This is a genomic window from Aureibaculum luteum (assembly GCF_003449015.1).
In the GTDB taxonomy this organism is placed as follows: Bacteria; Bacteroidota; Bacteroidia; order Flavobacteriales; family Flavobacteriaceae; genus Aureibaculum; species Aureibaculum luteum.
Genome location: NZ_QRGD01000008.1, coordinates 106,233 through 124,202, shown reverse-complemented (window position 1 = coordinate 124,202; position 17,970 = coordinate 106,233). Strand labels below are relative to the sequence as shown.

Here is a 17,970-nt window from a genome sequence, read left to right as displayed (position 1 = left end):
ATTTCTTTATTATTTACTTCTACAATTACTATTAGGAATCAATATTACTATTGAACACAATCATCTAATGTAATTTTTTTCCTTAAAAAAGAATCTCCCTTATTTTATATAATCCATTAATACTGGTCAATCACACCCATGTATTTCTAATAAAAATTACTATATTAGAGGGTAATTAAATAACTTATGGGACAAACAGAATTAACAAAAGGCAAATTGCTTATTGCGGAACCCTCAATTTTAAACGACACCTCATTCAATAGATCTGTAATATTATTATCTGAACACAATGATCAAGGTTCAATCGGTTTTATAATTAATAAGCCATCACAGTATGTTTTAGGCGATTTATTACCAGAAATAGATTCTGATCTTACCATTTATAAAGGTGGGCCAGTTTCTGAAGAAAATTTATATTTTGTGCATCGCGTACCACATTTAATTCCTGATAGTATTGAAATAACAGATGGTATTTTTTGGGGAGGTGATTTTGAAGTTGTACAAGAATTATTAGTAAAAGACGAGCTTGAAAAAGAAGATATCCGCTTTTTTCTGGGTTATTCTGGATGGAGTAAAGATCAACTTCAAGACGAATTAGAAACTACTTCATGGATCGTTATTGAAAACCAATACCAAAATATATTTGGAATTTCTGACCAATCTTTTTGGAAAGATCAATTGATGAAATTTGGTGGTGAATATAAATTATGGGCAAATGCCCCCGAGAATCCGAGTTTGAATTAAAATTTATTTTATGAATATAATGGCTATAAACGCAATGCGTTTATACCATGTTGCGCAACATTTGTCACAACCAATCCGAATTATGAAATATAAATTTAATTTATGAAAATAGAATTCGCAAGAGGGATTATAATTATGTTCGGAATTTTTATTATTGTAACTGGATTTATAATGCTTTTTAATCCAAAAAAAGCAAGAAAGACATTAAGAAAATTTGCCAGCACCAATTTTATAAATTATACAGAAATCACATTACGACTCGTTGTTGGAGTAGCTTTTATTTTATATTCGGATTTTTGTAAATTTCCAGAAGCATTTAAAGTATTAGGGTGGTTTATGCTGATTACGGCATTGATACTTTACTGTGTTCCCAGAAAATTACATCATAAATTTTCTACAGGAAGTGCTGATATTATTAAGCCATTTTATTTTAGACTTATTTCGCCCTTTGCATTTCTATTTGGTGGATTGATTATTTATTGTGTAAATTGGATATAAGTACAAACAAAAGTGTTAAGAATAAAAAAAACTTGCACAAAAAAGTATAAAATTAATTGCTAGTGCAAGCTTACCATAAGAAAACCCTCCCAAGTTAAAAGCATGTTGGGACTAACTTTCTATTCCGTTTAAATTTGTTAACTTCCGTGCATAATCAGGCAACAATCCAAGAACTAGCCAATTATTATAATGATAACCACAACCTTGAAATTATACATATGAAATATTTAGTCGTATTATTTTTTGTTTTAGCCTCTTGTAAACAATCCCCAGAAAACAAATCAGAACCCAAAACATTAGACGAAATTCATAACCAAGCCCTACTAATTGATTCACATAACGACATTCTGCTCCATACAATGGAAAAAGGTTTTGTAATTGATGACGACCTATCAGGAAAAACACATAGTGATTTGAACAGAATGAAACAAGGTGGTTTAGATGTTCAATTTTTCTCCGTGTGGAGTGATGGTAATCAAGTAAACCCATATAACTATGCCAATGCACAAATAGACAGTTTAGATGCCGTAATTAAAAGAAATCCGACTAAAATAGTTAAGGTTGCCAATACCGAAGAACTATTAAAAGTTGTAAAGCAGCATAAAATAGCAGCACTCATTGGTTTAGAAGGAGGTCATCAATTTGAAAATGATATACATAAGTTAGACACACTTTTCAATCGCGGTGTACGCTACATAACCCTTACTTGGAATAACTCTACACCATGGGCAACAAGTGCCTCTGATGAAACAAATAAAGACGGTACTCTTAATTCGGAAGGTAAAAAAGGATTGACTGAATTAGGAAAGCAAATTGTCTATAAAATGAATGAATTGGGTATCATGGTTGATATTTCACATGTTGGAGAGCAAACCTTTTGGGATGTTATTACGACTACTACAAAACCTATTATAGCCTCACACAGTTCTGTTTATACTATCTGTCCTCATCCAAGGAATCTAAAAGACGATCAAATAAAGGCAGTTGCAAAAAATGGTGGCGTTATTCAGATTAATTTCAATTCTGGCTTTATAGATGCTACCGTTGCTAAAAAGGAAGAAAAATTTCTTACAAAACATAAAACTGAAATAGATTCTTTGAAGCAACTAGGTATAAACCCTTATGTAGCCGAAGAATCAATGTATTCTAAATATCGTCTAGAAACAGAAGAATTAAAAGCTCCATTTCATCTAGTTATTGATCATATTGAATACATCATCAAATTAGTTGGAGTTGATTATGTTGGTATTGGTTCTGATTTTGATGGTATTGTTTTACCTCCTAAACAATTAGATGACGTTACAACATATCCATTAATTACAAAAGCATTAATAGAAAGAGGGTATAACGAAAAAGATATTTATAAAATACTTGGAGGAAATATCTTAAGAGTATTAAAAGCAAATGAATAAAAAGAATGCAACTTCTTACCTATTTTCAAAATTGAAAACGCAAATATCCTTAACTCATGTCTAGTTAAAATGTAATTATTTTACTCTCTACATGTATTACACAAAGAACCTAACGGTTACTTTAGCAGTTCATCACAATGACTTCTTTAAAAGAAACAGTTACAAATATTGATAGGATTACAACCAATACAATTTAACAAAATTTTTACCTTTTATTTGGTAAAAGAACTAAATTTGTACCGTCTAAATAAGACAAAAAAATAATGCGTACGAGACATCAATTTTTGATTTATCTAAGAGTTTTTTACTATGATTGCAATTAATAACATATTTTCTAAAGTTCAAATAGCTTAAAATGAAAAGGTGGAATCAAATACTTAGTGTAGTTCTACTCATTTCAGTGTACTGTTTTGGTATATATGTTCCTGCAAAAACATCTTTATCTTCAGACACACCAGTAATTGAACAAAAAAGTGAACAAAAGGAGTTTTCAACGACTCTTTCTAATGTTCTTTACCCTCATACGCAACAATTTGAAAATTTATTTTCTGAATTTACAGAATTTACATTGCCTATTTTTAAATTGGGTAGTGAAGGCTTTTGGGCCGTTTTCCGCTCAAATGAAATACTGCTTAATGCAAAATTTAAACAGTATAAAAGTCATCTAAAAACACAACTGATTCGGTCTAGAAAGACTGATCTCATATTTCCTTTCCATAATTTTTGGTAATTTTTTTTCGTTTAAGCTACTTTTTTCGTAGCTACATTTAACGTATTGATATGTTGTGATTTATCACTTCATACAGAAATTATTATATCAAAATTTAAAAAACATACCATGGATTTAGGAACAACCATTATAGGAGGAGTAAGTGTTGCAATATGTGCAATGCCCTTCGTATTAACAAATAGAAGTAAAAAGAAAAAAGTAAAACAGCTATTAATTTCGCTTAAAAATCTAGCGAAAGAACACAATTCTGAAATAACACAGCATGATATCTTCAAATACTACGCTATTGGTATAGACGCGTCAAAAAATTCCGTTTCTTTTATATTAAAAACAGAGGAAGAAGAGCAATCCTATTTTATTAACCTCTCTACGATTAAAAAATGCGAAATCGTTAAGGTGGGTAGTTCAGGTGCTCATTCCGATAAGGATATTGACAAACTTGACTTAAAACTTAGCCCTGTCGATAAGAATAAACCCGACATTATGTTGGAGTTTTACAATGCTGAAGTTAGCTATCAATTGAGTGATGAGTTACAATCAATAGAAAAATGGAATAAAACAATTAATAACTTGCTGCACAGTAAATAATGCAGCTCAGTAGTAAATAGTATATATAAGCAATAGCAGTAAATCAATTATTACAAAGTATTATTCGTACTTGAGTTAACTTTGACCTATTATTGATAAGTTAGAAATAGAGATTTGCTATTGCTTATATATTAAACAACTTGAAATAATTACCTCTGACAAACACGTATCAAACTAAAAATGAATTAGATAATGCTAATTTTAGCAGGGCTTTTTGAAATATCAATTTATGCTTTTTTAATTAGTCCGTAACCATTGCTCTCTGTTCTCCTTAACTTTTTTACTTACCTTTTCTTGTAATTTGGTGCTATAATCATTGCTGGCCTTAAAAGTAAATTGCGTTTCTCTTTGCTTACCAAAACGATTATAAATTAATTTTACAGTTTGGTTAGGTTGAAACTGCCCAAAATATGTTGCATCTTTAGTTTCAGCGTTTATCACCATATCATCTAATGAAATCAATTCATCACCTAATGCTAACCCAGCATTATAAGCAGGCCCACCTTCTATAGGGTTTGAACTTATTTTAAAGTTACCTATATGAACTCCTAAATCTAATTCATTCTGGTTAGATTGATTAAAATCAACTCCAACCGAAGCCAATAACGTTTTATAAGCTGGCATTTTACTCTCAAAAATATAATTAGAGAAAAAATCTGTTGCAAATGTTGCTCCCGCATATGTAGTCAGAACATTTTGTAAATCTCTAACCGTATAAGGTATTTCATTACGACCATAAGTTTTCCATAATAATTTCATGAAATCATCTAAATTTTTGTTTCCATCTAAATCTCTCAGAGATAAATCAAGAGCTAAGCCCAACACACTTCCATACGTATAATAGCTAATAAAAGTATTTTCTCTATTTACAGGGTCAACTGATCTAGCTGCATCTACAAAAGGAGCTTGATAACTCATTTCTATTGGGGTAAAATACTTTCGTGCAGGCGAATTCCATACATAATTAAGTCCACCAGATAAACCTTCAACATACTTTTTCTCCGTTATTAATCCCGCTCTACATAAAATTAGATTGGTATAATAACTTGTAAACCCTTCTGCAAACCAAAGCTCGCCAGACATATTAGCCTCAGTATAGTCAAACGGCTCTAAAGTTTGTGGTCTAATCCGTTCTACATTCCAGCAATGAAAAAACTCGTGCGAAACGGTACCAATATTTCTTTCCATTCCACCTTCAGCTAAACTCCTTGTACTGGTTACTATGGTAGAATTTCTATGTTCCATACCATCACCAGAAGCATTGGGGATATAACATGCCAAAAAGGTGTATTCTCCAAAATCATAATCAGGTAATTCTCCAAAGACTTTTTGCTGTTCTAAAACTACTTTTTTTACTTTTTCAAAATAGGTATCAAGCTCAGCCTCTGTTCCGTTATGATGTAGTGCAAAGTTTATTTTTAAATCTTTCTCCCCGTTTCTAACGATAAAACTTCTAACAGAATGGTTGCTAATTTCGGTCGGACTATCCATGAAATAATCTAAGTTTGGAGCATAAAAAGTGTTATTATCCAACTTTTTCAATTGTGTTGCCACTTTCCATTTTAAATCTTTACGAACATCAAACTTCACCTTAATGGGTCTATGTTCATAATCAAGAGCATACATAAATGTAGCTGGAATGTTCAAATGAGCATGCGTTTCATCAATCTGACTATACGTACCATCTCCCCTATTTCCGAATAGTGTGTACGTTACTTTTACGGTTCCATCATGACTACCAATGTTCCATTGATGAGGGTCAGAACGTGTAACTGATAAGGTATTACCTTTGCTATCTAATGCTTTAACATTGTATACATTCTTTGCAAACTCATGCACTGCATACCTTCCTGGTGATGTTCTACTCATTCGCAATTGCAACACTTTATTTTCTAGATTAGAAAACACTGCAGTTATTTGTGCCTCATGTTGCTCAGCCTTATCAAAGGATATGGAATATTCATTTGATGTTTGACTGAAACCAGTAAATGATAAAAGTAAAATTAGTAAAACGATCAGAATTCTGTTTTTCATTTTTGTTATTTAATTTAAATTTTAAGTAGATAATTATGCATTTGGTTAGGGTAAGATCTAACTAATTAAATTACCGTCAGCATCCCATTTGGCTAATTCTCCACGTTTAGACTGATCTACACACTTTGCCAACCAAACAGCATCATATTCAAACCCATGTGCCTTTAACACATCCTCTGGAACGCCATCCCAAACATTTGGCGTATTTCCTTTATAGCCTAAGTCTTTTATTCCCATTTCAGTAGTGTAGTATCCCGTTAGGGTTAAATTTCGCATACTGGTAAAGAATTTTTCTCCTTGATTATGTTCAGGTTTTGTTTTTTTGGGATAGGCAATTAAATCGCAAATGGCTAATTGCTCCTCAGTTGAACACCGTTTGAATTCCTTTCCATTATTTTTATTGCTATAGCTATCTAACCACATGATACCACCTCGTATAGGTACTTGTTGGTAGGGCATGTCTTTCATAATAAACTCTATAAATTCAGGAACTTTTGCATCTGTTGCGGATCCAAAATCATCGTTCTTTGGCAAAATAATATCACAAATAACAGCAATAGTTTCTAACTCATGTTCATTAAAAAATATTTCTTCATGAAGCCTTTTATCTCTAGCTTTTTCGTCTGGAGTACGTCCGTAAAAAGGTGTATTCTCCGCTTTAGGTAATGCAGCTGTTGCACTATCTTCTTTAGGAGCACAGCCTTGTACTGTTAAACCTACAGCTACAGAACCTAATAATAACGACTTAATAGTATCTCTTCTGTTCATCATACTATATGTTTTGTTTATTTAATTGATCAACTATATAATCGCATGTTCTCCATGATAAGGCTAAGATGGTCCATGTTGGATTTTTATCTGCCTGCGAAACAAATGGTCCACCATCAACTATAAAAACATTATCAACATCATGCAATTGCATATATTTATTGGTCACTGATTTTTTAGGATCATTACCCATACGGGTTGTGCCTACTTCGTGAATAATCTGACCTGGTTTTAGTAAACCATAATCTCTATCTGCTCCGGGTCTTTCTCCGCTAATCACTTTACCTCCCATTCCATCTATAATTTCATCAAAAGTTTCAACCATATGTTTGGCCTGTAACTTTTCGTGTTGCGACCAAGTATAATTAAATCGTAAAACGGGTATACCCCATTCATCTACCATGTCAGGATCAATTTCGCAATAATTATCTTCTCTTGCAATACATTCTCCTCTACCCGCCATGCCGACAATAGAACCGTAAAAACGTTTAACATCATCGCGTAAAGCATTGCCATAACCACCTATTTCTCCGCCAATATATTCGTTAAGATTGTTGGCGTTAAAACCAAATCCGTATGACGGCATACCCAACCCTCCCCAAACTTCAACATGATACCCTCTCGGAAAATCTAACTTTTTATCATTACCCCACCAAGGTGAATATACATGCATACCACCTACGCCATCTTCATTATAAATTTTACGATTCATTAATTCTGGCACAAAGCCGATACGGTCAGCCCCAGTAGAATCATGAAGATATTTACCAACCATTCCGCTACTATTACCTAAGCCATTTTGATGTGTTTTACTTTTTGAATTCAATAAAATTCTTGCTGTACTACATGCTGAAGCCGCTAAAACAACTATTTTAGCATTAAGTTGATATTCTTTTCTATCTTTTTTATCGATATAAATGACTCCTGTAGCTTTACCACTATCATTTGTAACTACTTCTCGCACCATAGCATCTGTAAACAACGTTATTTGTCCACCAGATTTTTGAGCCGGAAAAATAAGACATGATCCCGATGAAAAATCGGCATAAACACTACAAGACCGACTACATTGGTTACAGTAAAAACAGATTCCTCTATCTTCATTTATTTTCTTGGTAAGAATGGAAAGTCTTGACGGAATAACAGGAATACCCATTTTTTCGGCACCCTTTTTATAATACATTTCATGTAATCTTGGTTTGGGAGCCGGTAAAAAGAACCCATCTGGCTCATTTGAAATACCTTCTTTACTACCAAATACACCTATTAACTTATCTACCTTGTCATAATACGGTTTTACATCTTCATAAGAAATAGGCCAATCATCACCTAAGCCATCATGACTTCTTCGTTTAAAATCTAAAGGACCAAATCGCAATGAAATTCGCCCCCAGTGATTAGTTCTCCCTCCTAGCATTCTGGATCGAAACCATTCAAATTCAGTTCCATTTTTTTTAGTGTAGGGTTCCCCTTCTATATTCCACCCTCCATAAGCAGCATCAAATTCACCAAAAGCTCTTGTAGAACCTGCTCCTCTTCGCGGAGATTCATAAGGCCATTTTAATTGATTTTTTTGTTCTGGATCAGCAGGATCAAAATGAGGACCTGCCTCTACAACGGCTATATTTAGACCAGCTTCTGAAAGAATTTTAGTAGCCATTCCTCCTCCTGCACCAGATCCTACTATAATTACATCAAACTCTTTAGGTGATTTTTTTATTTGCATATATGATGATTGATTTTCATTGAACTGACTTAAACTTTTCGCTGAAATGCAAATAATTTAAGTCAGTTCTTCAAATATAAGTAATCTAACTTACATATTATTTTACCTTAACAATAAAATATTTATTAAATAGTTTTAATATTGCATAATAATAGAACTTGATGAACTATATCTTATATGACGGAAGTGTACGGACCAATTTGTTGCCATTTACCTATACACGCCCTGTTGCCGATATTAGAATTGGTATTTTAACCATTAGAGAAAAATGGGAAAAACACTTAGGTCTAACTACTACCACACTAACTGAAGACTATTTAGAAGAAAAATATCCAATGGTTGAAATGGAAACCAACGTAATGTTGAATGCCTCATTTTTACCATCGGAAAAATTAGTAGAAATGGTACAAGGTTTAGCAGAAAACGAAGCTATCTATTATAATGATGAGATTGTTGCCTTTTTCACCTCTAGTTCTCAAGAAGAAGTTGATTTTGATTCGTATAAGGTGATTAACTATGATGAAGAATTACTTCAAATAAAGCACACATGTGATATTTTCTCATTAAATGAAAAGGCAATTCAAAGTGATTTCAATTTAATTACCAAAGGCAGAAAATCAGAACCTATACCTGATACTGTAAATTGTATCAATAAAGAAAATATTTTTCTAGAAGAAGGTGTAGAAATAGACTTTGTTACGCTAAACGCTTCAGCAGGGCCTATATATATTGGTAAAGATGCTAGTATTTGGGAAGGGTCTTCTGTAAGGGGTCCATTAGCTCTTTGCAATAATGCTGTCATAAAAATGGGTACAAAGGTTTATGGAGCTACCACTTTGGGACCTTTTAGTAAGGTTGGTGGCGAGTTGAGTAATGTTGTTATTTTTGGATATTCAAGTAAAGGTCATGATGGCTATTTAGGGAATTCTGTAATTGGCGAGTGGTGCAATCTGGGAGCGGATACTAATAATTCAAATTTAAAAAATAATTATGCACACGTTAAATTATGGGATTATGAAACTGATTGCTTTGAAAGCACAGGTTTACAATTTTGTGGTTTAATGATGGGCGACCACTCTAAATGTGGTATTAATACGATGTTTAATACAGGTACCGTAGTTGGTGTTAGTGCCAATGTATATGGTAGTAATTTCCCTCGAAACTTTATTCCTTCTTTTTCATGGGGTGGTGCCTCTGGTTTTACCGAATATAGAATGAATAGAGTTAATGACGTAGCAAAAATGGTAATGCTTAGAAAGCATGTGGTTTATACAGAGCAAGATCAAAGAATACTACAAAGTGTTTTTGAACTCTCTCAAAAGTACAGAAACTATAAATAAATTTCGTAAAAAACACCTCGTTTAGTATCAATTTTTACCGTAAAATCATCTTCAACTTATATGCTAAATTAAATAAATAGCACTTTTTTTATTTTATTTTAGTTTTTTTTATTTATCCCCTTCTTACAGTTACCCCTATTTAAAATACTGTTTAACAAATACTTACAACAAAAACAAAGAACTTATATCTAATTCAAATAGTTAAATAATCCTTAAAACAGTACTATTTATTGCATAGTACTGTAACAAAATATTAATACTCTCGTCTATTAAGTGTAAATCATTTATAAACATATAAAATAAATCAAGAATTATGAGAACAATAGCAAATCAAGAGAAATTAACTTTAGGAAAATCTTCAAGTCGCATTTGGAACAAGAAAAGAAGATACAATTAATCAAAAAGAATAATAAAAACTAATATTATGAGAACAATAGCAAATCAAGAGAAATTAACTTTAGGAAAATCTTCTAGTCGCATTTGGAACAAGAAAAGAAGATACAATTAATCGAAAAGAATAATAAAAACTAATATTATGAGAACAATAGCAAATCAAGAGAAATTAACTTTAGGAAAATCTTCTAGTCGCATTTGGAACAAGAAAAGAAGATACAATTAATCGAAAAGAATAATAAAAACTAATATTATGAGAACAATAGCAAATCAAGAGAAATTAACTTTAGGAAAATCTTCTAGTCGCATTTGGAACAAGAAAAGAAGATACAATTAATCAAAAAAAATAATAAAAACTAATATTATGAGTCCCGAAGTTTCGGGATAAAAAATCAAGAGAAATTAACTTTAGGAAAATCTTCTAGTCGTATTTGGAATAAGAATAGACGTTATAGATAGAATAAAACACCTAACCTTTAAAACTTTAAATTATGAACACAATACTCAAAACAACAAATGAATCTTGGAAAAATACACTATTACCTTCTACTAAAATTAGAAAAAAAATACTTTGGACTAACTATAAACACTATAATTTCTAACAGCGTATGAAAAAGATTCTATCAAACAGCTAAAAGATAAGCCATAACTGACTTATCTTTTTTGTTATTTAGCATTATTTATCTTCCTTATCTGGCACCGGATCATAACCACTTCTACCCCATGGGTGGCAACTAAAGATTCTCTTTATTGATAACCATCCTCCTTTAAACAGTCCATGTTTTTGCAAAGCTTCCACTGTATAGTGAGAGCAAGTTGGCGTAAACCTACAACTTGCTGGAGTATATGGCGAAATGGCCGTTTGGTAAAACCGTACAAGTAATATAAACGGATATGTAAGTATTTTTTTAATCTGATAGTGTATTTATATCGAAAAAGTGGTTCCCTCTTTTCCATCCTTTAATTGGACACCAGCATCTGCCAATTGATCTCTTATTTGATCAGACAATGCCCAATCTTTATTAATCCTAGCTTCATTACGCATATCAATCAACAATTCTACAACATTACTCAACTTTTCTGAACTATCCGTTGAAGTAACATTTTCTAGACCTAAGACATCAAAAATAAATGTATTAAATGTAGCCTTAAATGTTTTTAAATCATCAGATGATAAAGTCTCTTTTTTCTCCACTAACAAATTTATTGTTTTTACACCTTCAAATAAATTTGCGATTAAAATGGGACTATTAAAATCGTCATTCATGGCATCATAACAACTTTGAATCCATTTAGAAATATCTATTGAAGAAGATTTGCTTTCTGGTATATTGTCTAATAAATTAACTGCATTCATTAAACGATAGTACCCTTTTTCAGATGCCACTAAGGCATCATTTGAAAAATCTAAAATACTTCTATAATGTGCTTGTAACATGAAGAAGCGTGCTACAGTAGCTGGAAAAGGCTTACTCAGAATAGAATTATTACCCGTAATTATTTCTTCAGGTAAAATATAATTACCAGTTGATTTTGCCATTTTTTTTCCATTCAAAATCAACATGTTACCATGCATCCAATATTTAACAGGAGTTACGTTATTATGAGCTTGAGCCTGTGCTATTTCACATTCATGATGTGGGAATTTTAAATCCATTCCTCCTCCATGAATATCGAATTGCTCACCTAAATATTTAGTGCTCATAGCTGTACATTCCAAATGCCAACCCGGAAAACCATCGCTCCATGGTGAAGGCCAACGCATAATATGCTCCGGTTGAGCTTTTTTCCATAAGGCAAAATCTTGAGGGTTTCTTTTTTCTGATTGACCATCTAAAACACGTGTGTTATGAATGGCATCCTCAATATTTCTTCCACTTAAAATACCATAATGCTCTTTCTCGTTATACTTTAAAACATCAAAATATACAGAACCATTAACTTCGTATGCCAAGCCTTTATCAATTATACTTTTTATAATCTCTATTTGTTCAATGATATGCCCCGTAGCCGTTGGTTCAATATTTGGTGGTAATAAATTGAATTTTCTCAATACATTATGAAAATCAACAGTGTATCGCTGAACGACTTCCATAGGTTCAATTTCTTCTAAACGTGCTTTTTTAGCAATTCTATCTTCACCTACATCAGCATCATTTTCTAAATGCCCAGCATCCGTAATATTTCTTACATAACGTATTTTATACCCTAAATGTTTAAAATAACGATACACTAAATCGAAAGACATAAAGGTTCTAACATTACCTAAATGCACATTGCTATATACCGTAGGTCCGCAAACATACATACCAATATAACCTTCGTTTATTGAAACAAAATCTTCTTTCTGATTAGAAAGAGAATTATAAATTTTTATTTTTTGTTGTTTATACAACTCCATAAAATATGCTCTTTTTTAGAAGCTCTAAAGGTAACAACATTTTAAATAGTGTCAGGTCGAAAATTTACAAAAATTAAAACCAATTCTTTTGAGCCCCTTTTTATTCTTTTCTTGTCGGTTGATGCTTAGGCATCTCCTTAATAAAAAAAACAAAACTATCCTTCAAAATTTATTTAGTACATAAAAACCTGTCCATTTCCGACCTGCCACTATGAACTAAAAAACCACTAAATTTAATAAAATTTAGTGGTCCATTTGAGTTAGTTTTTTTTTGATAGCTAATTGAGGAAACTTAACGTTCCGTATTTTACATTCATTTTAAATTTAGCATCTTTTGGTGCCTTAATTATTATTGTTCTTTTAACTTTTACTTTTTCTCTGTCTTCCAAAACTCCAATAATTATATTTCGTTTTTTATTAATATCAGCCTCGTGCTTTTTAAAATCCCCTCTAATAATAACTTGATTTTTTCTTTGTTTTATTAGTTCTTTTCTTTGTGTTATCTGATTTTTCATCATCTCTTTTCGCTGTTCTGCATGTTTCTTCTGTTCCTCTGCCATTTTTTCTAGTTCCACCTTTAATACTGCTGAATGTTCTTCAATTTTTTCAGCTTCTTTTTCCCAATTCACTTTGTTTTTTTCTAAATTCTCTTCCATCTCTTTTTGCCATTTTTTTAAATAGCTCTTGTCTGTCTTATATTTTTCATAATCAAATTTGGGTAGAGCATCCTCAAAATGAAAATCAAAATCAAGCATAACAGGCAATCTTGGAGATTCTGGAAAAACCATAATATCGTTGTTTAACGCTATCAAATTATCTAGCTCTAACTCTGGAAAACTATATTCAAAATTTTGAAGATCGTTACCGTTTCCATTTATAGTTATATTATTTATATCATTTGAGAAAAAGTAATTACTAGAAACACCATTAGATTTAGATGTAATTTCTACTTCACTTTTATTACCAATGGCACTAAATTTCCAATTATCTAATGTTCTTTCTGCTCTTTCATCTTCTGCTCCTTCTACTTCTATAATGGCTTCAATACTTACTTTGTTTTTGCTCCATGTTTCAATTTTAACATCTGTATTTCTTGTATTTACATCAATTATGACATCTTTGTTAGTATTAAAGTCCTCATTGTATGTTCTTCGATGGTTTTGTGCACCAATGGTTGTACTAACCATTAACAGTAACCCTATTGTTTTATATAGTATTGTCTTCATTTTGAATTGTTTTATTTGATTTAATTTCTTTGAGTTTATCTTTTAATTCCAATAGAAGTTGCAACCTTAATTGTAAATTATTTATTAATGCATTTACGATGTTTTCATTAATATCGTCAGTAATTAGCTTTTTACTCAATACTTTATAGTCATCTGACAACACTGATACTTTTTCTAAATAACTATCTAGTATTTCTTTATTGTCGTCAGTGACTTCAATACCGAGCATTTCATAATTGATAGCCGTTTCATAGTTGTTTTCGATTTGTTTTAATTCTGGAGATATAGCGGCTAGATCTATTTTTTCTTCAATTACATTTGTTTGTATGTCATTATTTCCAATTAAAAAATATCCAAGACTTATCAATACTAATATAGATGCGGCTATTTTTAGAAAAAAATAATTTTTGCTTTTTTTAGGTTGTTGTTTTTGCAACCTGTTTTCAAACCGTTCTCTATGATTAGATAACATAACTAACTTTTCATCTTCATTTTCTTTTATGATGTCTTTTATATCTTTAAGCATAGTTTTTTTGTTTTAGCATTTCCTTTAATTTATTCTTAGCTCTAAATAATTGTGATCGCGATGCTACTTCGGTTATATTTAGTATTTGAGCAATTTCTTGATGATCGTAACCTTCTAATAAAAATAACTTTAAGGTAATTTTATAATTTTCAGCCAATTGTTCAATCGCATAATAAACTTGATCTATAGAAATGGAACTTTGTACCTTCCAATTATCCTCATCTGATAATTGTAAATGATTTTCATTTATTTCAACAATTGTCAGTTTTCTCCTTTTTAAGTGATCTAAACATTGATTGATTACAATCTTCTTTAACCAAGCTCCAAAGGCAACACTTTCATTAAATTGATTTAAGTTCTGAAAAGCTTTTATAAAAGATTCCTGCATCATATCTTCAGCTTGAGCTTTATCTTTAGTAAAATTAAATGCAGTTTTAAACATTGCGTCACAATACAAATCATAGACTTTCATCTGTGCTTTAGAATTGTTCTTTTTGCATTTTTTAATTAGATCTGTATGCAAGAATTTGGTTCGATTCATTATAGCAATTGGCTATTTCTATTCGTTCAATTATTTCTGAAACTCATATTAAATACGATGAAAAAAAAGTAGTGTTGCACTTTTATCAAAATATTATATTAAATCTACAACAATTCCCTCTTATTACTATAAATAATAGGTGGGTACAAAAGAATAATTAAGAGGGTAAGTAGATGTGAATATATTGTAATCGAGAAAGAAAGTAGTGTTAAATAATAGTTGTCCCTATTAATAAAAGCATCGTAAAATCAAAAATATTAGACCTATGAAATATTTGTAGTTATTAGCTGTAATGACCTATTGAATCAATAAAAGAAAATTGTAATTATTCTACAATTTCTAATTCAAATATTAAATCTGTGTCTGGTGGTATCGGTCCACGTCCTTGAGTTCCATAGGCTAAATGAGAGGGAATAAAAAGCATCACTTTATCTCCAATATTCATTTTTTGTAACCCTTCTTTAAATCCATGTATGAGTTCAGCATCTGGACTATAATCCATTTTTTTAGGATTATAACCACCTCTTGCTTCTACTTTAGGATCATATTTTAAATAAAGTTCAGCTATTTCTTTATTATTGGTCGTAAACAGTTCCCCTGAATTGAAATAACCCGAATAATAAACATTAACGGCAGTTCCTAAGCTAGGTTTTTCTCCGTCTCCTTTATTTATAAAATATATTTTAAGTCCCGAGTGTAAACTATCAGCATTTACCTCATAAGTTTCCTTTTGCTTTAAAAAATTAGTTTTAGCCGTTTTGGCCATTTCTACTTTTATTTCAGCTTCTTTTTCTAATTTCTTAAAATAGTCTCCAAAAATTTTAGGAGCGTTAAACTTTTTTGATTCATTTCCTATTCTAATAATTTGGACTTTGTTTATTACATCATCCTTAGCAATAGAATCTAATACTTGTACACCTTCTACAACACTTCCAAAAACAGTGTGCACTCCATCTAAATTCGAAGCTTCTTTTAAGGTTATAAAAAACTGACTCCCATTCGTATCAAAACCAGCATTAGCCATTGATAAAATACCCTTTTTGCTATGTGTCAGAATTAAATCCCCAATTTCATCTAATGGAAACTCATCTTCAAATTGATACCCTGGTCCTCCAGCACCAGTTCCTTGAGGATCGCCACCTTGAATTATATAATCTTCAACAACGCGATGGAATAATAATCCTTCATAAAAATGTTTATTCCTAAATCTTTTAGCAACATAAGGGTTTGTACCTTCTGCTAAAGAAACAAAGTTTGCCACCGTAATTGGCACTTTTTTATAATCTAATTGCACTAAAATAGCCCCTTTGTCTGTTTGAATATCTGCATACAAGCCCTCCTTCAAATCAGTATAGTTGTTTGATTTACAGGAAGAGATAGCAACTACTACAATTAGAAAAAGGATCTTAGCTATTCTCATTTTATTAATTTTTGAGAACTTTAGCTAAAGTAACCGTATATAGTAGCGGCTGGTTAGAATTAATTTTTTGATATCCTGAATACCCATATGCTTTATGAGATGGAAATAGAAAAGTAACCGTCTCTCCTTCTTTCATTAATTTAATTCCATCTTGTAAACCAGTAATAAGTTCCTGCTTATCAACGAGATAATTTTTCTCACCTAATTCTTCTTTGGTATAAATCGTTTTATTATTAACATCCTTAATTTCATAGGTAAAAATTACTTCATCTCCAGTTTTAGGTAGTTCATTTATTTCAGCATTTTTGATATTATAATAATACCAAAATCCTTTTTCAGAAGTAATATATTCTTTTGTAGTGTCAGATTGCATTAATGCAATTAATGCCTCTTCTTCTACTTTATTTATAATTTTATTTCGCTCAATTGACTCTTCTAAAAAAGAGGATGTTTTCTGTACTACTGGTTTCCTGGGTTGCGGAGTTGTACATGAAATAATTAAAGCAAGTAAACTTATGCTAAACCCAATGGTTGAAATATTTTTAATTTTAGTATTCATAAGAATTTTCTAATTCATTTTTATAATCTGGTAAAAGCTCCATAAAATGTTTCACAGTATCTTGCAAAGGAATTTCGCTTCTACCTCCTGCGGCATTTAAATGACCACCACCATTAAAATGATTACGGGCAAATTCATTTACAGAAAACTTTCCTTTAGATCGTAAAGACATTTTAATAATACCCTGCTTTTGATCTTCAATAAATATAACGGCAAAAACAATACCTGCAACGGACAATCCATAATTTACAAAACCTTCTGTATCTCCTTTTTTAAAATTCTTACTATTTAGTTCCTGCTGAGATATGGTAATAAATGCTGTTCTATATTCATGCATTACCTTTAAATTGCTTAATGCTGTACCCAGTAATTGCAAACGACTATAAGAGTTGGTATCATATAAACGGTTATGTATTTTAGTATGATCAATACCTACATCCATCAAATTGGCTATAATTCGATGCGTTGTACTTGAAGTCGCTTGATATTTAAACGAGCCTGTATCAGTTAAAATTCCAGTATAAATACAACTCGCAATATCTTTATCAATACTATCTAATGCATTTACTTTATCTAAAAAATGATAAATCATTTCACACGTAGAGGCTATAGAAGCATCTGAGTACATATACTTGGCATAATCATCTGGTTGTTCATGATGATCAATCATTATATATACAGGACTAATACGCTCTAAAACATGCTCCATTTGATGCCCTACTCTATGTAATGCATTAAAATCTAAGGTAAAAACAATTTCGGCATCTTCTAAGAGCTTAGTACCTTCATCAACATTTTCGTCAAATACAATTATTTTATCTTGATTTGGTAGCCATTTTAAAAAATCAGGACAATCATTTGGAGAAACTACTTTAACTTCATGATTTCCCATTAATAAGTAACGGTATAATGCTAAACTGGAGCCATATGCATCGCCGTCTGGATTTCTATGTGAGACAATAACTATTTTTTTAGGAGTAGATAACAACTCCTTTACTTCTTGTATATCTTTCGTATTCATTGCTCGCGAATATACAATATTTTAATATTTTTTCTCCTTTTGT

17 protein-coding genes are annotated in these 17,970 nt (G+C 31.3%); 6 read left to right on the top strand and 11 right to left on the bottom strand.

What is annotated here, in order from left to right; translation table 11 throughout:
* Positions 1 to 186 precede the first annotated feature (186 nt).
* From D3P13_RS17065 to D3P13_RS17045, 5 genes are all read left to right on the top strand, one after another.
* Positions 187 to 744: a YqgE/AlgH family protein gene (locus tag D3P13_RS17065; RefSeq protein ID WP_117884091.1), complete on the top strand. Its 558-nt coding sequence runs from the start codon at positions 187 to 189 to the stop codon at positions 742 to 744.
* A gap of 102 nt (positions 745 to 846) precedes the next feature.
* Positions 847 to 1,242 (top strand): hypothetical protein, encoded by a 396-nt coding sequence (locus D3P13_RS17060; protein WP_117884090.1) that lies wholly within the window; start codon positions 847 to 849, stop codon positions 1,240 to 1,242.
* 218 nt (positions 1,243 to 1,460) lie between these two features.
* Entirely contained in the window at positions 1,461 to 2,654 is a 1,194-nt protein-coding gene (locus D3P13_RS17055; RefSeq protein WP_117884252.1) for a dipeptidase, read from the top strand.
* 355 nt (positions 2,655 to 3,009) lie between these two features.
* The gene (locus D3P13_RS17050) at positions 3,010 to 3,384 is read left to right on the top strand and encodes a hypothetical protein (protein WP_117884089.1); all 375 of its coding nucleotides are present in this window, start codon (positions 3,010 to 3,012) and stop codon (positions 3,382 to 3,384) included.
* A 108-nt stretch (positions 3,385 to 3,492) separates the two neighbouring features.
* A complete protein-coding gene (locus D3P13_RS17045; RefSeq protein ID WP_117884088.1) occupies positions 3,493 to 3,972 on the top strand; it encodes a hypothetical protein in 480 nt (159 codons plus the stop codon).
* A 237-nt stretch (positions 3,973 to 4,209) separates the two neighbouring features.
* On the opposite strand, the gene D3P13_RS17040 is transcribed toward D3P13_RS17045, so the two are convergent.
* From D3P13_RS17040 to D3P13_RS17030, 3 genes are read right to left on the bottom strand one after another with little or no spacing between them, the layout of a single operon-like run.
* The gene (locus tag D3P13_RS17040) at positions 4,210 to 6,006 is read right to left on the bottom strand and encodes a M61 family metallopeptidase (protein ID WP_117884087.1); all 1,797 of its coding nucleotides are present in this window, start codon (positions 6,004 to 6,006) and stop codon (positions 4,210 to 4,212) included.
* A 57-nt stretch (positions 6,007 to 6,063) separates the two neighbouring features.
* Positions 6,064 to 6,777: a gluconate 2-dehydrogenase subunit 3 family protein gene (locus D3P13_RS17035; RefSeq protein WP_317124799.1), complete on the bottom strand. Its 714-nt coding sequence runs from the start codon at positions 6,775 to 6,777 to the stop codon at positions 6,064 to 6,066.
* Position 6,778: 1 nt separating this feature from the next.
* Positions 6,779 to 8,500 (bottom strand): GMC family oxidoreductase, encoded by a 1,722-nt coding sequence (locus D3P13_RS17030; RefSeq protein ID WP_117884086.1) that lies wholly within the window; start codon positions 8,498 to 8,500, stop codon positions 6,779 to 6,781.
* A 161-nt stretch (positions 8,501 to 8,661) separates the two neighbouring features.
* On the opposite strand from D3P13_RS17030, the gene D3P13_RS17025 reads away from it, so the two are divergent.
* Positions 8,662 to 9,840, top strand: coding sequence for a GlmU family protein (locus D3P13_RS17025; protein WP_117884085.1), 1,179 nt, complete (start codon positions 8,662 to 8,664; stop codon positions 9,838 to 9,840).
* Between the two features lie 1,069 nt (positions 9,841 to 10,909).
* Here the strand turns inward: D3P13_RS17025 and yidD are convergent.
* The 8 genes from yidD to D3P13_RS16985 all read right to left on the bottom strand — a co-directional run bounded on the left by yidD (position 10,910) and on the right by D3P13_RS16985 (position 17,927).
* The gene (gene yidD / locus D3P13_RS17020) at positions 10,910 to 11,146 is read right to left on the bottom strand and encodes a membrane protein insertion efficiency factor YidD (RefSeq protein WP_117884084.1); all 237 of its coding nucleotides are present in this window, start codon (positions 11,144 to 11,146) and stop codon (positions 10,910 to 10,912) included.
* Between the two features lie 12 nt (positions 11,147 to 11,158).
* The gene (cysS, locus tag D3P13_RS17015) at positions 11,159 to 12,634 is read right to left on the bottom strand and encodes a cysteine--tRNA ligase (RefSeq protein WP_117884083.1); all 1,476 of its coding nucleotides are present in this window, start codon (positions 12,632 to 12,634) and stop codon (positions 11,159 to 11,161) included.
* A 278-nt stretch (positions 12,635 to 12,912) separates the two neighbouring features.
* Positions 12,913 to 13,860, bottom strand: coding sequence for a hypothetical protein (locus D3P13_RS17010; RefSeq protein ID WP_117884082.1), 948 nt, complete (start codon positions 13,858 to 13,860; stop codon positions 12,913 to 12,915).
* Positions 13,841 to 14,386, bottom strand: a complete 546-nt coding sequence (locus D3P13_RS17005) for a hypothetical protein (protein WP_117884081.1) — start codon at positions 14,384 to 14,386, stop codon at positions 13,841 to 13,843. Before D3P13_RS17005 ends, D3P13_RS17010 begins: the two co-directional genes overlap by 20 nt.
* Positions 14,379 to 14,927 carry an RNA polymerase sigma factor gene (locus D3P13_RS17000; RefSeq protein WP_117884080.1) on the bottom strand — a complete coding sequence of 183 codons (549 nt, stop codon included), beginning with the start codon at positions 14,925 to 14,927 and terminating at the stop codon, positions 14,379 to 14,381. The genes D3P13_RS17005 and D3P13_RS17000 overlap by 8 nt, the downstream gene beginning before the upstream one ends.
* A gap of 325 nt (positions 14,928 to 15,252) precedes the next feature.
* Positions 15,253 to 16,347: a peptidylprolyl isomerase gene (locus D3P13_RS16995; protein ID WP_117884079.1), complete on the bottom strand. Its 1,095-nt coding sequence runs from the start codon at positions 16,345 to 16,347 to the stop codon at positions 15,253 to 15,255.
* Positions 16,348 to 16,351: 4 nt separating this feature from the next.
* Positions 16,352 to 16,906 (bottom strand): gliding motility-associated peptidyl-prolyl isomerase GldI, encoded by a 555-nt coding sequence (gene gldI / locus D3P13_RS16990; RefSeq protein ID WP_117884078.1) that lies wholly within the window; start codon positions 16,904 to 16,906, stop codon positions 16,352 to 16,354.
* Positions 16,896 to 17,927 (bottom strand): DHH family phosphoesterase, encoded by a 1,032-nt coding sequence (locus D3P13_RS16985; protein WP_117884077.1) that lies wholly within the window; start codon positions 17,925 to 17,927, stop codon positions 16,896 to 16,898. Before D3P13_RS16985 ends, gldI begins: the two co-directional genes overlap by 11 nt.
* Positions 17,928 to 17,970 lie beyond the last annotated feature (43 nt).